At 64.4% G+C, this 22,975-nt stretch carries 19 protein-coding genes; 5 read left to right on the top strand and 14 right to left on the bottom strand.

Annotated features, from left to right (window positions below):
• Window position 1 precedes the first annotated feature (1 nt).
• Window positions 2-2,713: a lectin like domain-containing protein gene (locus HF885_RS02395; protein WP_206109737.1), complete on the bottom strand. Its 2,712-nt coding sequence runs from the start codon at window positions 2,711-2,713 to the stop codon at window positions 2-4.
• A 466-nt stretch (window positions 2,714-3,179) separates the two neighbouring features.
• Here HF885_RS02395 and HF885_RS02390 point away from each other — a divergent pair, with 466 nt between their 5' ends.
• Window positions 3,180-4,061 (top strand): alpha/beta fold hydrolase, encoded by an 882-nt coding sequence (locus HF885_RS02390; protein ID WP_170103375.1) that lies wholly within the window; start codon window positions 3,180-3,182, stop codon window positions 4,059-4,061.
• A 49-nt stretch (window positions 4,062-4,110) separates the two neighbouring features.
• On the opposite strand, the gene HF885_RS02385 is transcribed toward HF885_RS02390, so the two are convergent.
• The 10 genes from HF885_RS02385 to HF885_RS02340 form a co-directional block, all read right to left on the bottom strand.
• The gene (locus tag HF885_RS02385; protein WP_170103374.1) at window positions 4,111-4,839 is read right to left on the bottom strand and encodes a hypothetical protein; all 729 of its coding nucleotides are present in this window, start codon (window positions 4,837-4,839) and stop codon (window positions 4,111-4,113) included.
• Entirely contained in the window at window positions 4,836-5,081 is a 246-nt protein-coding gene (locus HF885_RS02380; RefSeq protein ID WP_170103373.1) for an RDAC family protein, read from the bottom strand. The genes HF885_RS02385 and HF885_RS02380 overlap by 4 nt, the downstream gene beginning before the upstream one ends.
• 133 nt (window positions 5,082-5,214) lie before the next feature.
• A complete protein-coding gene (locus tag HF885_RS02375) occupies window positions 5,215-6,654 on the bottom strand; it encodes a sensor histidine kinase (RefSeq protein WP_170103372.1) in 1,440 nt (479 codons plus the stop codon).
• 58 nt (window positions 6,655-6,712) lie between these two features.
• Window positions 6,713-7,390: a response regulator transcription factor gene (locus HF885_RS02370; RefSeq protein ID WP_170103371.1), complete on the bottom strand. Its 678-nt coding sequence runs from the start codon at window positions 7,388-7,390 to the stop codon at window positions 6,713-6,715.
• A gap of 6 nt (window positions 7,391-7,396) precedes the next feature.
• Window positions 7,397-8,065, bottom strand: coding sequence for a phosphate signaling complex protein PhoU (phoU, locus tag HF885_RS02365; protein WP_170103370.1), 669 nt, complete (start codon window positions 8,063-8,065; stop codon window positions 7,397-7,399).
• A complete protein-coding gene (gene pstB, locus HF885_RS02360; RefSeq protein ID WP_170103369.1) occupies window positions 8,065-8,817 on the bottom strand; it encodes a phosphate ABC transporter ATP-binding protein PstB in 753 nt (250 codons plus the stop codon). The genes phoU and pstB (HF885_RS02360) overlap by 1 nt, the downstream gene beginning before the upstream one ends.
• Window positions 8,817-9,608 (bottom strand): phosphate ABC transporter ATP-binding protein PstB, encoded by a 792-nt coding sequence (gene pstB / locus HF885_RS02355; protein WP_170103368.1) that lies wholly within the window; start codon window positions 9,606-9,608, stop codon window positions 8,817-8,819. Before pstB (HF885_RS02355) ends, pstB (HF885_RS02360) begins: the two co-directional genes overlap by 1 nt.
• A complete protein-coding gene (gene pstA / locus HF885_RS02350; protein ID WP_170103367.1) occupies window positions 9,605-10,585 on the bottom strand; it encodes a phosphate ABC transporter permease PstA in 981 nt (326 codons plus the stop codon). The genes pstB (HF885_RS02355) and pstA overlap by 4 nt, the downstream gene beginning before the upstream one ends.
• Window positions 10,578-11,513, bottom strand: coding sequence for a phosphate ABC transporter permease subunit PstC (pstC, locus tag HF885_RS02345; protein WP_328804312.1), 936 nt, complete (start codon window positions 11,511-11,513; stop codon window positions 10,578-10,580). The genes pstA and pstC overlap by 8 nt, the downstream gene beginning before the upstream one ends.
• Window positions 11,514-11,560: 47 nt before the next feature.
• Window positions 11,561-12,511: a phosphate ABC transporter substrate-binding protein PstS family protein gene (locus HF885_RS02340; protein ID WP_235927259.1), complete on the bottom strand. Its 951-nt coding sequence runs from the start codon at window positions 12,509-12,511 to the stop codon at window positions 11,561-11,563.
• Window positions 12,512-12,861: 350 nt separating this feature from the next.
• Here HF885_RS02340 and HF885_RS02335 point away from each other — a divergent pair, with 350 nt between their 5' ends.
• From HF885_RS02335 to HF885_RS02320, 4 genes are all read left to right on the top strand, one after another.
• Window positions 12,862-13,362, top strand: a complete 501-nt coding sequence (locus HF885_RS02335) for a MarR family winged helix-turn-helix transcriptional regulator (RefSeq protein WP_328804311.1) — start codon at window positions 12,862-12,864, stop codon at window positions 13,360-13,362.
• A complete protein-coding gene (locus tag HF885_RS02330; protein ID WP_206109736.1) occupies window positions 13,338-15,158 on the top strand; it encodes an ABC transporter ATP-binding protein in 1,821 nt (606 codons plus the stop codon). The genes HF885_RS02335 and HF885_RS02330 overlap by 25 nt, the downstream gene beginning before the upstream one ends.
• On the top strand, window positions 15,151-17,130 hold the full coding sequence (locus tag HF885_RS02325) for an ABC transporter ATP-binding protein (RefSeq protein WP_170103365.1): 1,980 nt from the start codon (window positions 15,151-15,153) through the stop codon (window positions 17,128-17,130). The genes HF885_RS02330 and HF885_RS02325 overlap by 8 nt, the downstream gene beginning before the upstream one ends.
• Window positions 17,131-17,436: 306 nt before the next feature.
• Complete coding sequence (locus HF885_RS02320) at window positions 17,437-18,117, top strand: peptidylprolyl isomerase (RefSeq protein ID WP_170103364.1); 681 nt, start codon at window positions 17,437-17,439, stop codon at window positions 18,115-18,117.
• Window positions 18,118-18,143: 26 nt separating this feature from the next.
• Here HF885_RS02320 and HF885_RS02315 read toward each other — a convergent pair whose 3' ends face one another.
• The 3 genes from HF885_RS02315 to HF885_RS02305 are packed head-to-tail and all read right to left on the bottom strand — an operon-like array spanning window position 18,144 to window position 22,955.
• Window positions 18,144-19,721, bottom strand: coding sequence for a UDP-glucose--hexose-1-phosphate uridylyltransferase (locus HF885_RS02315; RefSeq protein ID WP_170103363.1), 1,578 nt, complete (start codon window positions 19,719-19,721; stop codon window positions 18,144-18,146).
• Window positions 19,706-20,926 (bottom strand): galactokinase, encoded by a 1,221-nt coding sequence (locus HF885_RS02310; RefSeq protein ID WP_235927258.1) that lies wholly within the window; start codon window positions 20,924-20,926, stop codon window positions 19,706-19,708. The genes HF885_RS02315 and HF885_RS02310 overlap by 16 nt, the downstream gene beginning before the upstream one ends.
• The gene (locus tag HF885_RS02305) at window positions 20,919-22,955 is read right to left on the bottom strand and encodes a glycoside hydrolase family 36 protein (RefSeq protein ID WP_170103362.1); all 2,037 of its coding nucleotides are present in this window, start codon (window positions 22,953-22,955) and stop codon (window positions 20,919-20,921) included. Before HF885_RS02305 ends, HF885_RS02310 begins: the two co-directional genes overlap by 8 nt.
• Window positions 22,956-22,975 lie beyond the last annotated feature (20 nt).

The following is a 22,975-nucleotide window of genomic DNA, read 5'->3' as shown; positions in this document are numbered from 1 at the left end:
GCTAGTCCCTCGTGCGACGAGTCGCGAGTCCCGCGCCGACGATGGCGAGGGCGGCCGCAAAGAGCGCCGTCTCCGTCGCGGCGTCGTTCGCGTCGCCAGTGCGAGGCAGCGCGTCCGACGCGGCCGCGCGCGCAACTGCCTGGCGGGCAGCCACGTCGCCCGCCTGTGCCGGGTTCGTCACGCCGTATGTCGCGGGCAGCGCGTGACCGGGCGTCGTAACGTCGCCCGCGGGAGCCGCCTCCTCCTTCGCATTGGCAGTGAACGCCTTAACCATGGCGTTGCCAAACTCAAAGATCTGGCCTCCGTCGTAGTTGTCCGCAAGCTCCTGCGGCGTCATCCACCTGTAGCCGTCCTCCGTCAGGATCCGCACGTATGTCGTGCCTGGGTCGGCATTCGCATGCGAGAAGAGATAGCCCATGTTGTCGTCGGTCTGGGCGTCCTTCGCCATACCCGTCTCCAGCGCGATGTACGAGACGCGGCCTCCGCCGTCGTTCGCGTCGGCAGACGTGATGTTCTCCACGACGGCGAACTTCTGCCCCTTCGCAAGGCGGATGGTCTTGGGAAGCCTAACGGTATGGAAGCCAGAGACCAGCTGGTCGCTCGTGAAGTCCGCAACGCACCTGCCGCTCGTGGGGTCGTTGTCCCTGAGGTCGTCGTCGGTCACCAGGAACACGCGAACGTGGACGGTGGAGTCCGCCACGAACGTGTGCACTGAGACTGCCGTTAGGTCCTCCTCGCCCCTCGCGGTAAAGACGTTGGCGACCTCGGTCCCGGTATCCTTCGTACGAAGCACGAACGGTATCTGCGACTCGTTGATGAGGTGGTCGTAGCTGTAGTTGTTGTCGTAGTCGAAGCCGTCGGAGGCAAGGTCCACCTCGAAGTACGACGGGGTGACGATGGAGTGATCATAGTAGCTGAGCCAGAAGTAGCCGGTGTGGTTGCCCTCTGCGTCCGTGATGCCCCAGTTCGCCGCCTTGCCGGCCTTCGAGGGATCGGCGTCGGGGAAGTTCTTCTTCAGCCAGTCGTAGGAGCCCCAGCTGTTCTTCACGAGCCAGGCACCGTCCTTCAGGTTCGACACGTCGTTCTTCTCGGCCTTGAACTTGTTGTGGTCGAAGTTGTCGTCCCAGCCGACGATGCAGACCGCATGCGTGTCCGTGATGTCGTCCACCGCGTCGCAGTACTGCGCCCAGTACGTGGAGTTGAAGTAGCCGGACTCCGACGGCTTGCCAGGAAGCGCGGTGTCGGCCTGGTAGCCGATGGAGACGGCGCCGTACTTGACGAGCGCCTCCTTGATGAGTTTGATGGCGTTCTGGTTAAGGCCCTGGTAGACCATGTGCTCCTGCTTGTCCAGCTGGAGGATGGCAGGGTCAGGCAGGTAGTTCACGCCCTGGACGTGCGCAATCGCCGTCTTGGTGCCCTCGGTGAGACCCCAGACGAACTTGCCGAGCTTCCTGAAGTTCTCGTACGTCTTCGGCACGCCGAGCGGCCAGTAGGGGTCGTCCGCCTCGTTGGCCACGGCCTGCCACGCGGTGTACATCGTCTCGGCCATGGCGCCCCAGCCACCACAGCTCAGGCGGTCGGAATCCGTGTCACCGGGAAGCGTGTCCTTGATGTAGTCACCATCCGGCTGGAGGGAGTAGCACAGCCATGCGAGCTCGAGCTCGGAGAGGTCGACCTTGTCGTCTATGTTGGTGAGGTTCGGCGTCTGGTGGAGTGCCGGGTCGTAGGCCATGCCCTTCTCGCCCGCCATCGCCTTGAGAATCGCGCTCTCGAGCGCGGACGTCGCGCCAAACGCCCAGCAGCTGCCAAAGGGAGACTGGTTCTTGACGGAGGTCGCCTGGCCGATGTTGTTGAGGTAGTACGACTTGATCTTGTCGACGTCGATGCCTATGTTGAGGTCGTCGGGTCCCTTGTCGTGACCGTTGGTGACCAGCTGCGTGCCGCCCGTCACCTGGAGTCCGCCGTTGTAACCGCTCGAGAAGTCACCGTTGAAGTCGAACACGCGGTACGTCTTTATCCAGCTCTTGTAGGCCGCCCAATCCGTGTCGTCAGTCTTGCCGTCACCGTTGAAGTCCAGGATGATCGTGGTGCCGGACTTGTCGAAGCGAATCGCCTTCGAGAGGGCCTTCATCGCCGCGTCGCGCACGGCGGCATTCTGGGCGTCCGTCGTGGCGGCCTGCGCGGTCCCGGCGCCCGTCTGCCTCTCGTCGGTTGCGTCGGTTACGGCGACGTCCTTGGTGCCCGCAGCTCCATCCTGTGCGGCGAGCGCAGGGTCGGCCTGTGGCGCGGCTGCGTCCGCCTGCCCAGGTTCGGCCTCCTCGGCCGGCGTTTTCACCTGGGACGCAGGCGTTCCCTCGGCCGAGGGCGAGTCAGCCAGCGAGCCAACTGTCTCCGCAGGCGCAGCGGCCTCGACGGTGGGGGCGACGGCCGCCTTTGATGGATCTTCCGGCTGGGAGGGAGCCTGGACTGCCACGTCCGTCTGTCCCGCCGCCTGGAGCGACGCGTCTGGCGCTGCCACCTGCTCCGCAACCGCGTCCCGAGGCTCATCTATGCTGCCAGAATCGGCCGCATACGCCTGTACTGGCGATACAAGTGCCGCCGCAACGGCAATGCCGGCAAGGGCGCAGAGCGTCCTGCACTTCGAGAAGCGGCGCACCGCTGCGCGCGCATCCAACACCAAAAGACCGAGCTTCCTCTCCCTTGACTCAGGCATCATGCTGCCCCTCTCCCATGTCTATGCAGGACATGACAAGATTGATTCGCCAACGAGTCACAGCTTAGTATTTCAGCTTTATTACAGACGGCTATCCCTATCATCATTTGTTAAATGGTATGTTGCTGTCGCCAAACGGAATGTATTTCAAAACGAACGAATAAGCTGCTGCTTCAACTGTCATTAGCGTTACTTATGAAGCGAAACTCCGCCACAGCGGTTTCATTTCTCGTATTTTCGCGACACGTATTCGTCATTGCGCTGCATGGTTTCGTATATGAATAGTTTATTCATGCAAATACATGATCGATAAATAGACGAGAAGCACCGGAGGCATCGGCCGCCCTTCCCCGCCTGCCGCGGGCCACGCCTTTGTCGCAGCCCGCGCAACCGAGACCCGTCCCGACCGCCATGACGCGCGGTGCCGCATGGGCTACCATCGTGTAAACCTACGAAGGAGGCCACCATGCCCGAGCGTCCGCAGCTCCACTTCCCCAGCCCCTACCTCCTGCCGACGGCGCACCTTGCCGCGGCGCGTCTTGTGCCCATGGCAGACGGTGCCCAGATAGCCACGTTCGCGTACGTGCCGGACGCGTTTGCCCGCACGGCGGACGCAGACATCGCCGACGCCGCCGCCCAGATGCCAGACCCCTTGCTCATGCTCCACGGCAACGGAGAGGAGCACGGGATCTTTGGCCAGGTGATCGACGCCGTCTGCGCGTCGGGCCGGCCGGTCGTCGCCGTCGACTCGCGCGCGCAGGGCAAGTCCACGCGCGGCACGACGGAGCTTACCTACGAGCTCCTGGCCGACGACGCCCTGGCGGCGCTCGCGGCACTCGGCTTTGGCAAGGCGCACCTGCTCGGATTCTCGGACGGCGCGATCGAGGCGCTCGTCATCGCGCGCGACCACCCGGAGCTCGCACTCTCGCTCCTCTGCATCGGCGCCAACCTTACGCCCGACGGCGTGGACGACTCGTTCCAGATGGAGCAGGCCGCACAGGGCCTGCTTGCATGGGCCGACTTCTGGGAGAAGGGCGACGGCTCCCATCGCGACGTCGACCCCAGCCTCGTGAGCCCCACGCCCCAGGAGGCGCGCACCACGGCCGAGCTGCTGCACATGATGGTGGTCTATCCCCAGATCGACCCGGCGGGCCTCTCGCAGATAGCGTGTCCCACGACGGTCATGGCGGGCGAGTTCGACGAGATCAAGCGCGAGGAGACGGACCTCATCCACGCCTCCATCCCCGGATCCAGGCTCGTGATCGTGCCGGGTGCGGGGCACGTCCTTCCCAAGGAGGCGCCGGAGGACGTCGCACGCGAGGCGCTCGCCACCATGGCGATGGCGTAGACCCCAAAATGGCGCGGCCGGAAGCCCGACCGCGCCATCAGACGTGCCTCTAGGAGGACCGTCCGTCCCTCTCCCTGCGATGCCTGCGCCGCACGCGCACGCGGTGCGACTTGCGCTTGCGGCGAGCGAACACCCACGTGCGCTGGAAGTAGTAGTTCACGAAGAACAGCAGCATGTCGCACACGATCTTCGAGGCGCTCTCGTTGAAGCCCAGGATCACGTGGCCGATGTAGACGCCCACGCTGGAAAGGAACAGCACGAAGGCCGCGAGCGCGATGAACCTGGGAAGGCTCTCGCGCATGGGGCGGACCTCGACCTGGCCAAGGCGCACCTCGTCGTCCGGGCCCTCCACAATGTCGTCGAAGTCGATGCCGGCCTCGTCGTCCTCGTCCAGCTCCACGTCCTCGACCTCGTCGGAGCCGGCGAGCTGCGCCGCGTGCGCCTCCTCGATCTTGGCGTGGTCGGCCTTGTCGTCGTTGAAGACGCGCTTCATGTTGATGGCGTAGTTCAGCGCCACGGAGCACACGCGCGCAATAAGCGTCGCCGTGAAGATGCGCAGGAAGTCAGCCGAGACAAACACCCCGCGCAGCCAGCCAAACAGCAGGAACGCCAGCACCTGGTCGAGCGCAGTGCTGATGAGGGACGACCCCACGAAACGCGTGAAGCGCTCGCCGAGCATGCCGCGAAGCCTCTGCGTCAGGCCCTTCTCGCCCGCGGCGTCCCTGCCCGCACCCTGGCCGCCTGCGTTTTGGCCGCCGATGTTCTGGTCTTGGCTCATGGGCGCACCGCCCAGAAGTCGCTGCCAGCGGCAGAGAACTCCACCGCGTGTCCGCGGGCGGAGAAGAACTCCCCCACGGCCTGGCGGCCGGCCTCGTCCGCGGGCGTGCCGTCGTCCGCGCGCAGCGAGAAGGACTGGCCGCCGCACGCGTCGTGCATGTGGACGCGAAGCGCGCTGCCCCGCCGCTCCAGCATCTGGTTGACGGCGATGACGTCGCCTATGGGGATGATGTTCCTGTGCAAGATGCTCCCATCCGGTCGTTTACGACAGGATAGCATCTGCCGCGGGGCGCGCCCGGCGCCCGCGGTCGAAAGCAGACACTTGTTCACGCTATCTGCGCAGGCCATCCGCATGGCACCGCGTAGGGCGCGCCGCCTACCCGTCCTCGCCGGGGAACGTGACCGTGATCGTGGTGCCGCGACCGAGTTCGCTCTCGAGGTCTATCGTGGCGCCGTGCAGCGCCGCCGCATGCTTCACGATGGCGAGGCCCAGGCCCGTGCCGCCGCTTGCGCGCGAGCGGCTCTTGTCCACGCGATAGAAGCGCTCGAACACCTTTGGCTGGTCCTCCGGCGCGATGCCGACGCCGGTGTCCGTCACCCTGAGGGTGGGCATGCCGTTGACGGGCAGCACGAACACGTGCACGGACCCGCCCGTGCGGTTGTAGCGGATGGCGTTGTCGCACAGGTTCTTTACGAGCTCGTCCAGAAGGCGGGGGTAGCCGCTGACGCGGACGTTCGCGCCTTGCACGTGTAGCGTGACGTTTGCCTTGCGCGCCCTGTCCTTGAGCCGGTCCACGACGTCCTGCGCGACGGACAGCAGATCCACGTCCTGCGGCTCTCCAAACAGCGCCTGGTCGCCCACGCGCTCCGACTCGTCCATCTTCGAGAGCATGAGGATGTCCGAGACGAGGCTCGAGAGCCTCTGGGCGTCGTCGTAGATCCTGCCCGCGAAGTCGCGCACGTCCTCGGGACGCACGAAGCCGTCGCGCAGGAGCTCGGAGGCGCCGGATATCGACGCGATGGGCGTCTTGAGCTCGTGGGTGACGTTCGCCGTGAACTCCTGGCGCATGACGTCGGCGTCCACGATCCTGTCCATGCGGGCCTTCAGCTCCACCTGCTGCTCGTTGAGGCGCCTGACCAGCGGGTCGAGCTCCTCGTACGGCGAGACCGCGTTTCCGGAGGCGGTGTCGATGGCGAGTATGGGCTGGACGAAGCGCCGTGCGAGCGAGCGCGACACGACCCACGACACGCCCACCACCACGACGACCGTGCCGATGACGAACCACAGGTCGTTTGCGATGACGCGCATGATGCCGTCGCGGTCCTCCGAGAGCCTGAGCACGCTGCCGGAGTCCAGGCGCTGTGCCTGGTAGATGCTCACGTAGCCCACGGTCGCGCTGTCGCGCTCCGAGCTGCCGCTGCCGTCCCTGAGCGCCGCGGCGACCTCCGGCCGCGAGCGGTGGTTGGGAAGCGACGACGCCGAGACGAGCGAGTCGTACAGCACCGTGCCGTCCTTCGCGACGAGCGTCGCGCGCACCTCGCCCAGGTCCAGGCCGCGCAGCACGGCGGACTCGCTGCGGCCGGAGCGCGCCGTCTCGTTTAAGGTCGAGCTCACGGCCTCGCACTCGCGCCGGAGGCCCGCCGAGGCGTCCTCCACGACGGAGCGCTGGTAGATGTAGGCGGACGCAAGCGAGACGAGCAGGCATGCCGCCACGCACACCCCCGCGAGCGCAAGGAAGATGCGACGCGAGAGCGAGGCGCCGCCATGGGCGCCGTCGCCCTCGGCCGAGGTCCGTGTCAGCCTGAATCCCACCATGCCTACCGCCAATCCAGACGCGGCCCCCGCGCGAACGGGAGCCGCGTTCCCTTGCTTTCTATCCGCGCGCGCGATATCCCACGCCGCGCACGGTCTCTATCAGGTCCGCGTGGTCGCCCAGCTTGGCGCGCAGCTGCTGCACGTGCACGTCGACCGTGCGCGACCCACCGTCGAAGTCCCAACCCCACACCCGCTGGAGCAGCTCCTCGCGGCTGAATACCTCGCCGGGATAGCGCATCAGGAACTCCAGGAGGTCGAACTCCCTCTGGGTGAGCGTCATCTCGGCACCCTCGAGCGTCACCTCGCGGCGCTTCGGCCACAGCGTGAGCGGACCGAGCGAGAGGACCTCGTTCTTCTCGCCCATAGCGCTCCTTCCCGCGCGGCGGAGAAGGGCACGCACGCGGCTGACCATCTCCATCATGCCGAAGGGCTTGGCAAGGTAGTCGTCCGCGCCGTTGTCGAGCGCCCGCACGGTGTCGAGCTCCGTGTCCTTTGCCGTGAGCATCATGACTGGCACGTTCTCGAGGCCCGGCGTTCGGCGGATGCGCCTGAGGATCTGCAGGCCGTCCGTGTCCGGGAGCATGATGTCCAGCAGCACCGCCTCGGGCACGCGCTTCGCGCACGCAACGCGGAACTCCGCGTCGTCCGAGAAGCCCTCCGCCTCGATGCCCGCCTGCTTCAGCGCGTAGATCGTGAGCTCGCGGATGTTGGTGTCGTCTTCGACGTAGTAGACCACGTTCTGTCATTCCCCCATCGTGCGTCCGCGGTACGAGCCCGTAGCGCGGAAGATGGACCAGTCCGAAACGCTCTGCGCGTGGTCGCCCATGCGCTCGTAGTACTTCGCGACGGAAAGGATCTCCGGTGCGACGCTCGCAGGCTCCTCGCCGGCCTTCAGGAGCGCGACGACGCGCGTGCGGACCTGCTCGTACAGCTTGTCCATCGTGTCGTCCTCCACGAAGACGTTCTCCGCGACGGAGACGTCGCCGCTGCCGAACGACTCGACGGCCTGCATGACCATTTTAGCCGCGTTGTCGGCCATGGCCACCAGCAGGTCGGCGACCTCCTTCGGCGAACCCAGGTCCACCTCCATGGAGAGGAGCGCGGTCTCGTAGGCCATCTCGTCGATGCGGGCGAGGTCCGAGATCGCCCTGAACGACGCCGTGACCAGGCGGAGGTCGCTCGCCATGGGCTGCTGCAGGAGCATGAGGCTCATACAGGTGTCCTCGACGTTGCGGTGCAGGCGCTCGAAGGCGTCGTGGCCGTCCGCGACCTCCTGCGCCGCGGCCTTGTTGCCCTGGCCGATGGCAAGGGCGGTGTTGCGGATGTCCTCAACGACGGCCTGCCCGATGACGGAGACATGGCCGTCCAGCTGGTCGATCTGCTTGATGTAGGCGCTTCTGGTGGTAACCATTATCCAAACCTTCCCGTGAGGTAGTCCTCGGTCCTCTTGTCCTTTGGCGTGACGAACAGCTCAGGCGTCGGGGCGGCCTCGACGAGCTCGCCCAGGTAGAAGAACGCGCACTTGCTCGAGATTCGCGTGGCCTGCTCCATGTTGTGCGTGACGATGATGACGGTGTGGTCCTTGGCGACCTTGACCGCGAGCTCCTCCACGAGCCCCGTCGAGATGGGGTCGAGCGCGGAGGTGGGCTCGTCCATGAGCAGCACCTCCGGGTTCACGGCGAGGGCGCGCGCGATGCACAGGCGCTGCGCCTGGCCACCGGAGAGCGACAGGCCCGAGTGGTCGAGCTTGTCCTTCACCTCGTCCCAGAGGCCGACGCCGGTGAGGGTGGTCTCGACGATCCGGTCAAGCTCCGCCTTGCTGTGGTGCCCGTAGTGCCTAGGTCCGTACGTCACGTTGTCGTAGATGGACAGCGGGAACGGGTTGGGCTTCTGGAACACCATGCCCACGCGACGCCTCAGCTCGTACACGTCGTACTTCTCGTATACGTCGGTCTTTCCCAGGAGCACCTTGCCCTCCACGCGGCAGCCGTCGATGCGGTCGTTCATGCGGTTGAGGCAGCGCAGGAGCGTCGACTTGCCGCAGCCCGAGGGTCCGATGAACGCGGTGACCTCGCCGGCGGACATGTCGAGCGTGATGTCCTTCAGGGCATGGTGGTCGCCATAGTAGAGGTTGAGGTTCTGGACCGACATGCTCTCTGCCATTAGCCAAACCTCCCGTTGAGATAGTCGTTGAGGCGCTGGTCCTTGGGGGCGCCGAAGATCTGCGGCGTGTCGCCGCACTCGACCATGGTGCCCATGAGGAAGAACGCGGTGCGGTTGGACACGCGGCTCGCCTGCTGCATGTTGTGCGTGACGATGATGACGCAGATGCCGCGGCTCGCCATGTCCGTGATGGTCTCCTCGATCGCAAACGTCGCGATGGGGTCGAGCGCGGAGCAGGGCTCGTCCATGAGGACGACGTCCGGATCGAGCGCGAGCGTGCGCGCGATGCACAGGCGCTGCTGCTGGCCGCCGGAGAGCGCGTAGGCGGAGTCGTGGAGCTTGTCCTTCACCTCGTCCCACAGGGCGGCGGAGCGCAGGCTCTTCTCGACGCGCTCGTCGAGGTCGGCTCGCTTAGTCATCCCGTGGCTCTTCAGCGCGAACGCGATGTTCTCGTAGATGGACTTGCGGAACGGGTTGGGCTGCTGGAACACCATGCCGACGCGCTTGCGCAGCCACAGCGTGTCTATGCCGCGGGCGTTGACGTTGATGTCGTGGTACACGACCTTGCCACCGATGACGCAGCCGGGGATCTCTCTGTTCATGAGGTTGATGCTGCGCAGGAACGTGGACTTGCCGCAGCCGGAGGGGCCGATGAGGGCCGTGACGGTGCCGCTTTCGAACGAGAGGCTCGTCTCGTTGAGGGCGCGCTTGCCCGAATAGTCGACCGTGACGTCGTGCGTGTGGAGCACGGGGTCGATGGGCCTTGCCTGGATGGGCGCTGCTTCGGTCATTCTGCCGTCAGCCTCCTTTCGAGCGCGCGGCCCGCGATGCGGGCGATGATGTTGAACGCGAGGATGCAGACCATGAGGACCGCCGCCGTACCTGCCGAGACCGCGGTGAGGTCCGGGACGACGCCCTCGGAGTTGATCTTCCAGATGTGGACGGCGAGGGTCTCTGCCGGACGGAAGACGTTCAGCGGGTTGGCGAGGCTCGTGATGGGGGCGGCCCAGCTGAGCTCAGGGGCGGACTGGCCCGCAGTGTAGATGAGGGCTGCCGCCTCGCCGAAGACGCGACCGGCGGACAGGATGACGCCCGTCACGATGGCGGGCATGGCGGCCGGCACCAGGACGTGGACCGTGGCCTCCCAGCGCGTGAGGCCAAGTGCGAGCGCGGCGTCGCGCTGGTCGCGCGGGACGGCCTCGAGCGCCTGCTGGATGACGCGGACGAGGATAGGGATGTTGAACATCGTGAGCGTAAGGGCTCCGGAGAGGATGGAGAAGCCCCAGTGGAACGTGAGCACGAACGTCAGCATGCCGAAGAGGCCGACGACGATGGACGGCAGGCTCGACAGGGTCTCGATCGCAGTCTTGGCGACGTTGGTGACGGGACCTTGCGGCGCGTACTGCGTGAGGAAGATCGCGGCGCCGAGCGAGATGGGAAGCGAGATGACCAACGTGAGGACGAGCAGGTAGAACGAGTTGAAGAGCTCGGGGCCGATGCCGCCGCCGGCCTTGAACTGCTCCGGCTTCTTCGTGAGGAAGCCGGGGTCGACGAGCTTGCCGGCGCCGGACGCCAGGATGTAGGCGATGATGGCGGCGAGCCCCACGATGATGAGGACAACTATGACCGTGAGGATGACGGTCGCCGCCTTGTCCTGGACGCGGGCGCGCCTGACGGTGGCGGTGTAGTCGGCAGAGGGGGCCTTTGCCTGGTCCTCGGCCTCTGCGACGGGGGCGTTCTTCTCGCCCGTGGCGTCTTTGCTAGTCATGCTTTGCGCCCCCCTTCCTTCCGATGAGGTTGACGATGAGGATGAAGACGAGGGACATCGCAAGGAGCACCATGGCGAGCGCCCAGAGCACGTCGTTTGCGACGGTGCCCATGGCCTCGTTGCCCATGCCCATGGTCAGGACGGACGTGAGCGTGGAGGCCGGGGTGAACAGGCCGGCCGGCATCTGCGGCGCATTGCCGATGATCATCTGGACGGCGAGCGCCTCGCCGAACGCGCGGCTCATGCCCATGATGACCGCGGTCATGATGTCGGGCAGGGCCGAGGGGAGCACGACGCCCACGACGGTCTGCCACCGCGTGCAGCCCAGGCCGTACGAGCCGTCGCGATACGCGTTTGGCACCGCGGCGAGCGCGTCCGTCGAGAGCGACGTGACCGTGGGCAGGATCATGACGGCGAGCACGATGGAGGCCGAGAGGATGCCGTAGCCCGTGCCGCCGACGAGGCCGCGCATCCACGGCACGACGACGCCGAGGCCGACGAGGCCGAACACGACCGACGGGATGCCGACGAGCACCTCCGTGAGCGGGCGGAACACGCGGCTGCCGAAGCCGGGGGCCACCTCGACCACGAAGATGGAGGCACCGAGCGCGAACGGCAGCGCAAGCAGGCACGAGAGCAGCGTGACCGAGAAGGAACAGACGATCATGGGCAGGGCGCCCACGAGAGGGACCCCGTCGGCACCGTTCTGGTGCGGGTTCCACGTGGTACCCGCGAAGAAGGACCCCAGAGGGATGCCGTCCTTCGCGAAGGTCGAGATGCCCCTCGAGCACACCATGAAGATGAGCGTCAGCACCAAGACGACGACAAGCATGACGCAGAGGCCAGTGAGGATCTGGCCCCTGCGTTCAATCCGTCGCTTGGGAGAGACGCCAACCACCTCTGAGGATGGACTGGACTGTGATGACACGATCTTCTCCCTTGACATAATGCCTTGCTAGACGAGGTACGCGAACCCTAGAGCTTCTTGACGTTGCCGTCGGCGTCGCGCTCGACCTTCATGCCCTTGGTGGAGATGTAGCCCGTCTTCTTGACGAGGGTGCCCTGGACGTCGTCGGAGAGCATGTACTTGATGAAGTCGGCCGTCGCGGCGCCCGGCTTCGCGGCGGTGTACATGTGCTCGTAGGCCCAGATGGTCCAGTCGTTGGTCTCGACGTTCTTGTCCTTGGGCTCGACGCCACCGACCTTAAGCGCCTTCACGTCGTCGCTGAAGTAGGAGAACGCGAGGTAGCTGATGGAGTTGGGCGTCTGGGCGACCATCTTGACGACGGTGCCCGAGGAGTCCTGCTCCTGCGGCTTGAAGTCCTCGGGGACCTTGTCGCCGCCGAGCACGGCGCTCTCGAACGTGGCGCGGGTTCCGGAGCCGGCAGCGCGGTTGATGACAACGATCTCCTTGTCGTCGCCGCCGACCTCCTTCCAGTTGGTCACCTTGCCGGTGAAGATGCCCTTGAGCTGGTCGATGGTGAGGTTGTCGACCTTGACGTCCGGGTGCACGACGGGACCCATGCCCACGACGGCGACCTTGTTATCCTTCAGTTTCTTGGCGTCGTCCTTGTTCTCGAGCTTCTCCTCGGCGAAGACGTCGGAGTCGCCGATCTGCACGGCGCCCTGGGCAATCTGCGTGATGCCCTGGCCGGAGCCACCGCCCTGGACGGTGATCTGCACGCCGGGGTTCTCGTTCATGTACTGCTCCGCGGCGGCCTCGACAAGGGGCTGGAGCGCGGTGGAGCCGACGGCGGTGATGTTGCCGGAGACCTCCTTGCTCGAGCTGGAGGACGAGTCCGACTTGGACGCGTTGGAGTCGGTGTCGGAGCTTCCGCCGCAAGCCGCAAGGCCCAGGCCGAGGGTCGCGGCGAGGGATGCGCCAGAGATGGTGACGAACTTGCGACGAGACATGCTGTGAGACATATGCTTCCTTCCGCTTTGTCTTGAGCCTGCGCCACGGCGATTGCGGTCGCTCGGCTCGTTTCGACTTGGATGCTATGACCCGCCAGGCTCCCAGGGAGCGTCATCCACCCTGACTTACCGGGCCGTGACTGGCGTTTACAATTGCCTTACATAGCGTTAGCTGTTTGTAAGGTCGCAGGTAACGCCGCCTTACCGTCCCAAATAATTCAGCCATTTTCCGCGGCGCCGCCCGCTTGGGGCCGGCGATCCTGAATGTGAAGGTACCTTGCGAATCCCCAATGTGCATTGACCCCCATTTGCTAGGCACCTAGCATTTTTGCGTCCGATGCAACTAGGAACAGGAGGTACGGGTGACGAAAAGGGACGCAGACCCCGGTCGTCAGCCCCGCGACCGCGCGTCGACGCCAGAGGACGAGGTCCTGCACGACATGGGATTCTTCGGGCATTTCCTCTACTGGCATGCGGGCGGTCGCGGCGGCAAGAACGTCATTCTGGGACGCCTGCTCGAGCATGACGGGCACCTGCCCCAGCGCGAGCTGCTCGAGCGCACTCACATCTCTTCGGCGGCGCTCTCGGAGGTGCTGTCGAAGCTCGAGTCGGAGGGGCTCATCACGCGCACGCGCTCGGAGGCCGACCGCAGGCAGCTCGAGATAGTCCTCACGGACGAAGGCGCGCAGACGGCAAGGCAGATGCTCGCCCGCAAGGAGGCGTTCGAGAAGGACAGCCTCTCCGTCCTGACCGAGGACGAGAAGCGCGAGCTCCGCGACCTGCTCAAGCGCGTGCGGGACCATTGGGAAACACAAGGCTACGTCGGAGGGGAGACCTCATGCCGAAACAGCAGCAAGGCCTGACATACGGCCAGATAGTAAAGACGCTCGGGGCCAGCATTCGCGAGTTCAAGGCAAGCGCGATCGTGACCCCCCTCTTCGTCCTGGGAGAGGTCGCCGTCGAGTGCCTCATCCCGTTCGAGACGGCCGGCCTGATCGACAAGATCTCGCTCGGCGGCGGCTTCGGCGACATCGCCCCCTATGCCGTCACGCTCGTGCTCATGGCGCTCGTCTCGCTCTTCTGCGGTACCATGGCGGGCATCACCTGCGCCAAGGCCTCCACGGGCTTCGCGCGCAACCTGCGCCACGACGTGTTCGCGCAGATCCAGCGCTTCTCGTTCAGCAACATCGACCACTTCAGCACCAGCTCGCTCGTCACGAGGCTCACGACGGACGTCAACAACGTCCAGCAGGCGTACATGATGCTGCTCCGCCTCGTCGTGCGCGCCCCGCTCATGATCTTGTTCTCCATCGTGATGGCGTTCGTCACCGGCGGCCCCATGGCCGCGGCGTTCGTGGTCGTCTCCGTCCTTCTCGGATTTGCCGTGTTCAAGATCTCCCTCACGGTCATGCCCATCTTCAAGCGCATCTTCAAGAAGTACGACCGCCTGAACGACTCCGTCGAGGAGAACGTCTCCGGCATCCGCGTCGTGAAGTCCTTCGTCCGCGAGGAGCACGAGAAGCAGAAGTTCAACGCCGCATCCGGGGAGCTCTACCACGACTTCGTGCACGTCGAGCGCATCCTCGCGTGGATGTCCCCGCTCATGACGCTCTCGATCGACCTCATCTACCTCTTCGTCGTCTACTTCGGCTCGTACACCATCGTCAGCTCGAAGGCCCAGCTCATGGGCGTCGGACAGATGTCCGCGCTCATCACGTACGGCTTCAGCATGCTCATGAGCCTCATGATGCTGTCCATGGTCTTCGTGATGGTCACCATGGCCGAGGAGGGCGCACGCCGCCTCTGCGAGGTCCTCGTCGAGAAAAGCGACATCACCAACCCGCAGAACCCCCTGCTCTCGGTGCCTGACGGCTCGATCGACTTCGACCACGTCAGCTTCGAGTACTCCAAGAAGGCCGAGCGCATGGCCCTGAAGGACATCGACCTCCACATCAAGAGCGGCGAGACGATCGGCATCCTCGGCGGCACCGGCTCCTCCAAGTCCACGCTCATCCAGCTCATCAGCCGCCTGTACGACGTCACGACGGGCACGGTCCGCGTCGGCGGCCACGACGTGCGCGACTACGACCTCGACACCCTGCGCAACCAGGTGGCCGTCGTCCTGCAGCGCAACGTGCTCTTCTCGGGCACCATCAAGGACAACCTGCGCTGGGGCAACCAGAACGCCACGGACGAGGAGCTCGTCGAGGCGTGCAGGCTCGCCCAGGCGGACGAGTTCGTCCAGCGCTTCCCCCAGAAGTACGACACGTACATCGAGCAGGGCGGCGCCAACGTCTCCGGCGGCCAGAAGCAGCGCCTGTGCATCGCGCGCGCCCTCCTCAAGAAGCCGAAGGTCCTCATCCTGGACGACTCGACCTCCGCGGTCGACACGAAGACCGACAAGCTCATCCAGCAGGGCTTCCGCAGCTACATCCCCGAGACCACCAAGATCATCATCGCCCAGCGCACCAGCTCCATCGAGTCGTGCGACCGCATCGTCGTCATGCGCGACGGCCAGATAGACGCCATCGGCACCCACGACGAGCTCCTGCGCACCAACGACATCTACCGCGAGACGTACACGACGCAGAACAAGCAGTCGCACGACGCGAAGATGAGCCAGATGGGCGAGGAGAAGAAGGAGGCAGACCATGAGTAGCGACGCCAACACTCGCGAGAAGAACGAGGCCGCGCGCCCCGAGCAAGCATCCCCGCAGGCAGGCGCCCCCACCTCGGGACACCGCGGCTCCCAGAGGCCCGGCGCCACGTTCAAGCGCATCCTGCGTACCGTGTTCCACTACTACCCCGTGCACGCGACGGTCATGGTCCTCTGCATCATCGCGTCGTCCGTGCTCGCGTCCGTGCCGTCCATCTTCCTGCAGCAGGCAATCGACATCGTGCAGCACGCGTTCCCCACGGGTGACTGGGCGGGCGCCGCGCCCAAGGTCGGCCGGGTCGCCGCGAGCCTCATAACGTGCTACGTCATCGCGCTCGCCGCCAACATCGCCTACACGCAGCTTGGCGCCATCGTGTGCCAGGGCACGCTCATGCACGTGCGCAACCAGATGTTCGACCACATGGAGAGCCTGCCCATCCGCTACTTCGACACCAACAAGCACGGCGACATCATGAGCCACTACACCAACGACGTCGACACGCTGCGCCAGCTCATCGGCCAGTCGCTGCCCAACCTGCTCACGATGCTCTTCGCCATGATCTCCGTCCTCGCCATCATGCTGTGGTACTCCATCCCGCTGTCCGTCGTCGTGCTCATCATGGTCGCGTGCATGGTCTACGCCACCCGCGTCCTCGGCGGCAAGAGCGCCCACTACTTCCTCGACCAGCAGATCCAGCTCGCCAAGACCGAGGGCTTCGCAGAGGAGGCCATGAACGGCGAGAAGGTCATCAAGGTCTTCACGCACGAGGACAAGACCATCGAGGAGTTCGACGCCGTGAACGACGCGCTGTACGAGGCGTCGCGCACCGCGAACACCTACGGCAACACCCTCATACCCGTCCTCATGAACATGGGCAACCTCGCCTACGTCATCGTCGCCCTCGCAGGCATCGCCTTCCTCACCACCGGCTTCCCCAACCCCTCCATCAGCGGCATGGCCCTGTCCATCGCCGTCGTCGTGCCGTTCCTCAACATGACGAAGCGCTTCGCCGGCTCCATCGGCCAGGTGTCACAGCAGATCAACTTCGTGGTCATGGGCCTCGCCGGTGCGGAGCGGATCTTCTCGCTCATAGACGAGAAGCCCGAGGAGGACGAGGGCTACGTCACCCTCGTGAACGTGCGCAAGAACGCTGCCGGCGAGCTCGAGGAGTGCCAGGAGCGCACCGAGACCTGGGCGTGGAAGCACCCGCACCACGACGGCAGCGTCACGTACACGCCGCTCGCGGGCGACATCCGCCTCTCGCACGTCGACTTCGGCTACACGCCGGACCACACCGTCCTGCACGACATCTCGCTGTTCGCGAAGCCCGGCCAGAAGGTTGCGTTCGTCGGCGCGACGGGTGCCGGCAAGACCACCATCACGAACCTCATCAACCGCTTCTATGACATCGCCGATGGCAAGATCCGCTACGACGGCATCAACATCAACAAGATCCGCAAGGGCGACCTGCGCCGCTCCCTGGGCATCGTGCTGCAGGACGTGAACCTGTTCACCGGCACCGTCATGGACAACATCCGCTACGGGCGCCTTGACGCCACGGACGAGGAGTGCATCGGCGCCGCAAAGCTCGCCGGCGCCGACAGCTTCATCCGGCGCCTCCCCGACGGCTACCAGACCATGCTCACCGACAACGCCACCCAGCTCTCGCAGGGCCAGCGCCAGCTGCTCTCCATCGCGCGTGCGGCCGTCGCCGACCCCCCCGCCATGATCCTGGACGAGGCGACCTCCTCCATCGACACCCGCACCGAGCAGATCGTCCAGAAGGGCATGGACGCCCTCATGTACGGACGCACCACGTTCGTCATCGCGCACAGGCTCTCCACGGTGCGCAACTCCAACGTGATTATCGTGCTCGACCACGGCCGCATCATCGAGAAGGGCACCCACGACGAGCTGATCGCCCAGCACGGCACGTACTATCAGTTGTACACCGGGGCCTTCGAGCTGGAGTAGGGACAGCCAGCGGGGGCGCACGAGGGCTCCCGGGCACAAGGACCTTCCACGGGGCACGTCGCATCGATTGGTGCGGCGTGCCTTTCTCGTTCTTCTAGCCCCTCTAGTCCCTCTCGCCCAATCAGAGGCGGCACAAGACACCCCACGTCTGGCACCAACGAGAGCAAATTGGGCCCGTTCGCCCATCGAATTCGCAACTTATTAGGGTTATTGGTAAAATTGCCAGTGTTGACTCATGAAACTGCCACTTTGCGATGACTTGAGCCACGGTCGAGCCTTGGCCGCCATGGCTCTGAGGAGAAGAGCATGACCCACGACCACATCACCCGCCGCAGCTTCCTGGCCACCTTCGTCGCAGGGGGCGCGGCGCTGGCGCTCGCGTCGTGCTTTGACTCCAACTCGGGCACGTCCAAGTCGTCCTCTGACGAGGGCGACTCCGGGGCACAGTCGAAGGAGATCCTCACGAAGCCGCTCGACAACGGCTACGACACCGGCATCCACCACGCCACGATCGAGGTCAAGGGCCTGGGCACAATAAAGCTCGAGCTCAACGCGACCAACACGCCCATCACGGTCAGCAACTTCGCACGCCTGGCAAACGCCGGCTTCTACGACGGCCTCACGTTCCACCGGGTGATTAAGGGCTTCATGATCCAGGGCGGAGACCCCAACGGCGACGGCACGGGCGGCTCCGACCAGCGCATCAAGGGCGAGTTCAGCGCGAACGGCGTCACTAACGCCATCCAGCACAAACGCGGCGTTATCAGCATGGCGCGCTCCGACGACTACAACTCCGCCAGCTCGCAGTTCTTCATCATGCAGGAGGACTCCAGCAACCTCGACGGCCAGTACGCCGCGTTCGGCAGGGTGACCTCGGGCATGGAGGTCGTTGACTCCATCTGCGACAACACGCCCGTCACGGACGACAACGGCACCGTCGAGAAAGACAATCAGCCGGTCATCGCAAGCATTCGGATGACCGACTGATTCTCCGAGACCACTTGACGCTCCCCCTAGAGAGCTGCGAGGAACCTTCCGAGTGCAGCGCGCCCCGTCTCGTCCCACTTAAAGACGCCGGCGTCCTCGAGCACGTGGCAGAACACCATGCCAACCTCCTGACGCATCGCCTCGCGCGAAACGTCCTCGCTCGCCCCCAGGAGCTCCGGCCTCCTCTCCGCAACGCGCCTCGCCCAGTCCGCATGTGGCGCACAGAGCGGGTCATCCTCCATGCCGTCGAGCCTACCCTCGACGATTCGCTCCCTCACAGCCCCAATCTCGCGCTCGAGGCGAGGCGGAAGAATCGCGAGACCCATGACCTCGATAAGGCCGATGTTCTCCTTCTTGATGTGCCACTTGTCGGCATGCGGGTGGAACACGCCGAGCGGATGCTCTTCCGTGGTCACGTTGCAGCGCAGGGCAAGGTCGAGCTCGAATCGCCCGTCCCTCATGCGGCATATCGGCGTTACCGTGTTGTGGCGCGTTCCGTCCGCCGCATGGGAGACGATGCCCACCGAGGCGTCATCCCAGTCGCGCCAGACGTCCAGCACATGCTCCGCCGAGCCAAGGAGCTCATCACGGTCAGCGCTCCTTAGCCGTATGACCGAGAGCGGCCACAAAAGGACGCCGGCCTCAACTCCTGGATGCGCGTCCATCTCGAAGGGCTCCGCCACTTCCGCACGAGTCATCGCGAACACATGCCTGCCTCCCTGGAAGTGGTCGTGAGACAGGATCGACCCTCCCACTATGGGCAGGTCCGCATTCGACCCGACGAAATAGTGCGGGAACTGGCCCACGAAATCCAGCAGGCATCCAAGTGACGCCCTGTCGACGTGCATCGGCCTGTGCTCATCGCTCATTACGATGCAATGCTCTTCGAAATAGGCGTAGGGGCTGTACTGAAAGCCCCATCCCTCCCCTCCCAGCTCGATGGGGATGATTCGAAGGTTCTGACGAGCCGCATGGCCGCCCGCGTCCGACGCCGCCCTGCCGCCATAGCCCTCGTTCTCGCGGCAGAGCGCGCACGCAGGGTACTTCTCCCCCGCGGAAGCCGTCGCGGCGGCGGCGATGTCACGTGGGTCCTTCTCGGGCTTAGACTTGTTGATGGTGATCTCGAGGTCCCCCCATTGCGTTGGGCACGACCACTTGAGGTTCCTCGCGATGGCGGAGCGCCGGACGTAGTCGACGTCGCAGCAGAGCCGATAGAACCAGTCGGTCGCAGCAAGCGCTCCCTCGCGGCTCCCAATCGAGCGGAAGCGTCTGGTCACCTCGGACGGCCGAGCCATGATCGACCCCATGAGTCGCATGGAGATGCGATCTCTGCCCGTAGCGCTATCCTGCGCGGCGCCGTATTCTACCGCAGCGTCCGCCAAGGTCGAGAGGTCGCTCTCAAAGTCGTACCCGTCGAGAAGAACCTGTGCCTTAGCCCAAGAGAGGTCGCTGGGGGCGGGCGACGTCTGCCCCGAGCACTCGAGGAGACGGTTGTAGGCCCAGCGCTCGTCCCCTGGTTCGATTATGCGATGCCCGACGGCATACGCGACAATCCTTGATGCCGCTGCACCAACCTGCTCCCCCGCTGCTACATTTCTCTCCATTGTGCCCGAGCTCCCTCGTGATCGATAACGTAGCTTGACGATACCTGCCCGCCCAAGGCATGGTCCATCGCTCGACAGAACTCGTCGGTATCGCTAAGGGGGACAAACGCCTGAATCGTTCCGCCAAAGCCGCCACCGTGTATACGAACCGCCCCGCGACCACCAAGCAGCTCCTCCGCAACGGCAAGCGCAACCATGGCTGGCTGCTCCGGCGACCCGCCAATCGACACGTTCTGCAAGTACATCGCGCTCGATGCGCCAGAGCGTTGCGTGAGCTCGAGGAAAGCCGGCATGTCACCGGCACGCATCGCCTTAACGCGATTCTGAACGAAACGCTCCTCGCGGAAATAGTGGAGCGCGCGCAAGGCCGCACGGTCTCCCAGCTTCGCACGGAGAGCCGGAAGGCTGCTGATGACGTCGGCCTCGCGGACATCACACAGGCGCTCGCAACCGAACTCGCGCGCAACTTCCTGCATCTCCTGTGGAACGGCTGCGTAGTCCGCAGTGTTGGCTGAGTGGTCCGCTCCCACCGAGACGAGGCAGATTGAGAAACCGTTCTCCGCAAAGTCGAAATCGAGGCGTTCGACCTGAGGGTCTGACGCATTCGAGAAGTCCATGTGGGCGATGCCACCAACGGCAATCGCGGCCTGATCCATCAGGCCGCACGGCTTTCCAAAGTACATGCGCTCTGCGAACTGCGACATCTGGGCAAGCTTCATGGCCGAGAAGCCGCCGCCAGCCCAGAGCCAATTCATAGCCTGCGCAATCTCTAGCTCGTAGGCAGCGGAGCTAGACAGTCCAGAGCCTGCGGGAACCTCACTGGTTACGACGGCGTCGAATCCCTGGAGGTCAGATCCCGCTCCCTGCTCGCGGAATGCGGCCAGCAGTCCACGTACGATTGCGGCAGAGGTGTTCCTTTCCTCCTCACGGGACGTGAGATCCGAGCACTTCACCTCAACGAGTCCATAGCCCAGGCTCTTCACGCGAATCCGGCCGCTCTCGTTGGGGCAGAATATCCCACGCACATAACGGTTCACTGCACCAGCAATGACCTGGCCGCCTTCGTGATCGGTATGATTTCCCGCAAGCTCAGTACGACCAGGCGCCACCACGGCGAGCACGCGTTCTCCCACCTTGCCGAAAGACTCCTCGTACTCTCCCATCAGCATGTGAAGGTGCTCGTCGGTCATCGCGTTGCTATCCATTCGACTCCCCCTCAATCTCATCGGACGTGCCAATCTGCCCGGGCAACGTTTCAATCGCGTCGCCTGGTCCCTCCCCCTCCTCGGCCGCCTCGATTGCAACCATAAGGGGCTGGTCGACGACCGTCACGTCCGGGCTGGCAGTTGTCCCTGTCACATCTTCCATGGGCTCCGTGATGTCGGATACGGTCATCCGTTCCTCGTCGATGCAAGACGCAATGGGCTCAGTCATGTCGATGTCGGGCATGGGCTGGGTCATGTCGATGTCGGGCATGGGCTGGGTTATGTCGATGTCGGGCATGGGCTGGGTCATGCTCGTCGTGCAGGTGTCGGGATTCAATTGTGCTCCATGTGCATCGTGCGTCCGACCAATCGGCTTATCCGATAAGTCGCCGGCCTCACCATCAACCCGGCCAGTCGTTTGAGGTGCGAATTCGCTTGAACGCCGCGCGAATGTATCCAGCGCATTCCGAAAGATGCTCACCTGTCGAGAATCCCACGCCCCCATATCGTCGGATGTGAAGAGCACACCTCCCAGCAGCGAATCCGCCGAGAGAAGGCGGGTACGCTGCGAGTCGGTAATCTTTACGTCCCTCCGAAGGAAGAAGACATCGGGGTCGTTCAAAAAGGTTACGCCATTCAGGTGAGCGCGGCCCTTGGTGTTGTGTAGGCTGTTTTTTGTGCTGACGCGTTCACGGCCAGTAATCCGCATGTGCAGTGTGTCATTCCAATCGAGTCCCACATCGCAGCCAACGCGGCAATACTCGCATCGTCCGAAGGCACTCACGACAGGCACGCCACAGAAGTCAAACAGCGTTCCCTCGGGAACGCTCGAGCGGAGTAGGTCGAGCGCGTCTGCCATAAGCTCGCCGCGGTTTTTCCCGGCATGCGGAAGCATGGCGGCGGCATACAGGAAGTCGAGCTTCAACAGCTTGAAGCCCCAAATACGCGCTGCCGTGTCGAGCGAAGCGCTAACGTACTCGCGAACATCTGGATTCTGCGTGTCAAGGGCATAGCCGCCGCTCCAATGCGACCCGCTCATGACTGGGCGACCGGATGAATCCCTTAGCAGCCAATCCTGATGCTCTGCAAATGTGCGCGACTCCTTCTCGCAGACGAAGGGCGCCATCCAGAGTCCGGGCACGAGCCCCGCCGAGCGTATGTCGTCAGCGACCGCCCCCATTCCTGCCGGGAAGCGATTAGGGTCGGGCTGCATCCAGTCCCCCACCTTCGCATACCCGTCGTCCACTTGGAAGACGGGCAGGACCCCCTCCAGGGGCTGGGCAAGAAGGACGTCTGACACTCCAACGAGATCTCGCTTCAAGGTTGCCGCATCGATGTCGCCGTAGTGACGATACCAACTCGTGAACCCCACAAGCGGAAACGCGGATCGACGTCGAATACCCATGAGCTCGACATACCGAGCGAAGGCGCTGTGAAGCGTCCCCTCCACCAGGGCAAGCGTAAGGATCTCGACTCGCTCGCCAGCGGCAAGAGGCCTGTTTGGACCTTCCTTCTGCAGCGAAACGGTGTTCTCTGGAAGATCCTCATATATTACGGTTAAGCCAGTGTCCGGCCTGCATTCCCCGAATAGCGATACTGCCTGGCCGAACCTAAGGTATCCGTATCCCTCTCCATGCTGGTGGCCGAAACGCGGGTCCTGTCTAGCAAAGCGATAGTCACCAGATGCGTCAAGCACCCAGCGACCTACAATACTGTGCGGCGTACCCCAAAGCCCGTGCATATTCGCTCGCGGCGAGCGCTCCCAGGAGTCCGTCCACGAGTTATAGCCATTCAGGAACAGCGCATCGGCGTGCTGGAGATCGAGAGACACCGTGGCGGTTGCGGACTCGATCGTGAGGTCGTACTCCGGATCGACCCATACGCGCCACACGTCTCCGTCATGCTCGACGGTAACGTCCAGGTCCCTGCAGTCGGCACCGAAAGTCGGCACCTGGTCTGATACATACGTTGTTCGCTGTCCGCCGTCCGGCACCCTCCACGTTATCTGAAACTTCGGATTGAGGTCCATTCTTCCGCATTCCCCCCATG

This window comes from Parafannyhessea umbonata (assembly GCF_012844235.1).
Classification (GTDB): domain Bacteria; phylum Actinomycetota; class Coriobacteriia; order Coriobacteriales; family Atopobiaceae; genus Parafannyhessea.
This window is presented reverse-complemented; position numbering and strand designations above follow the sequence as displayed.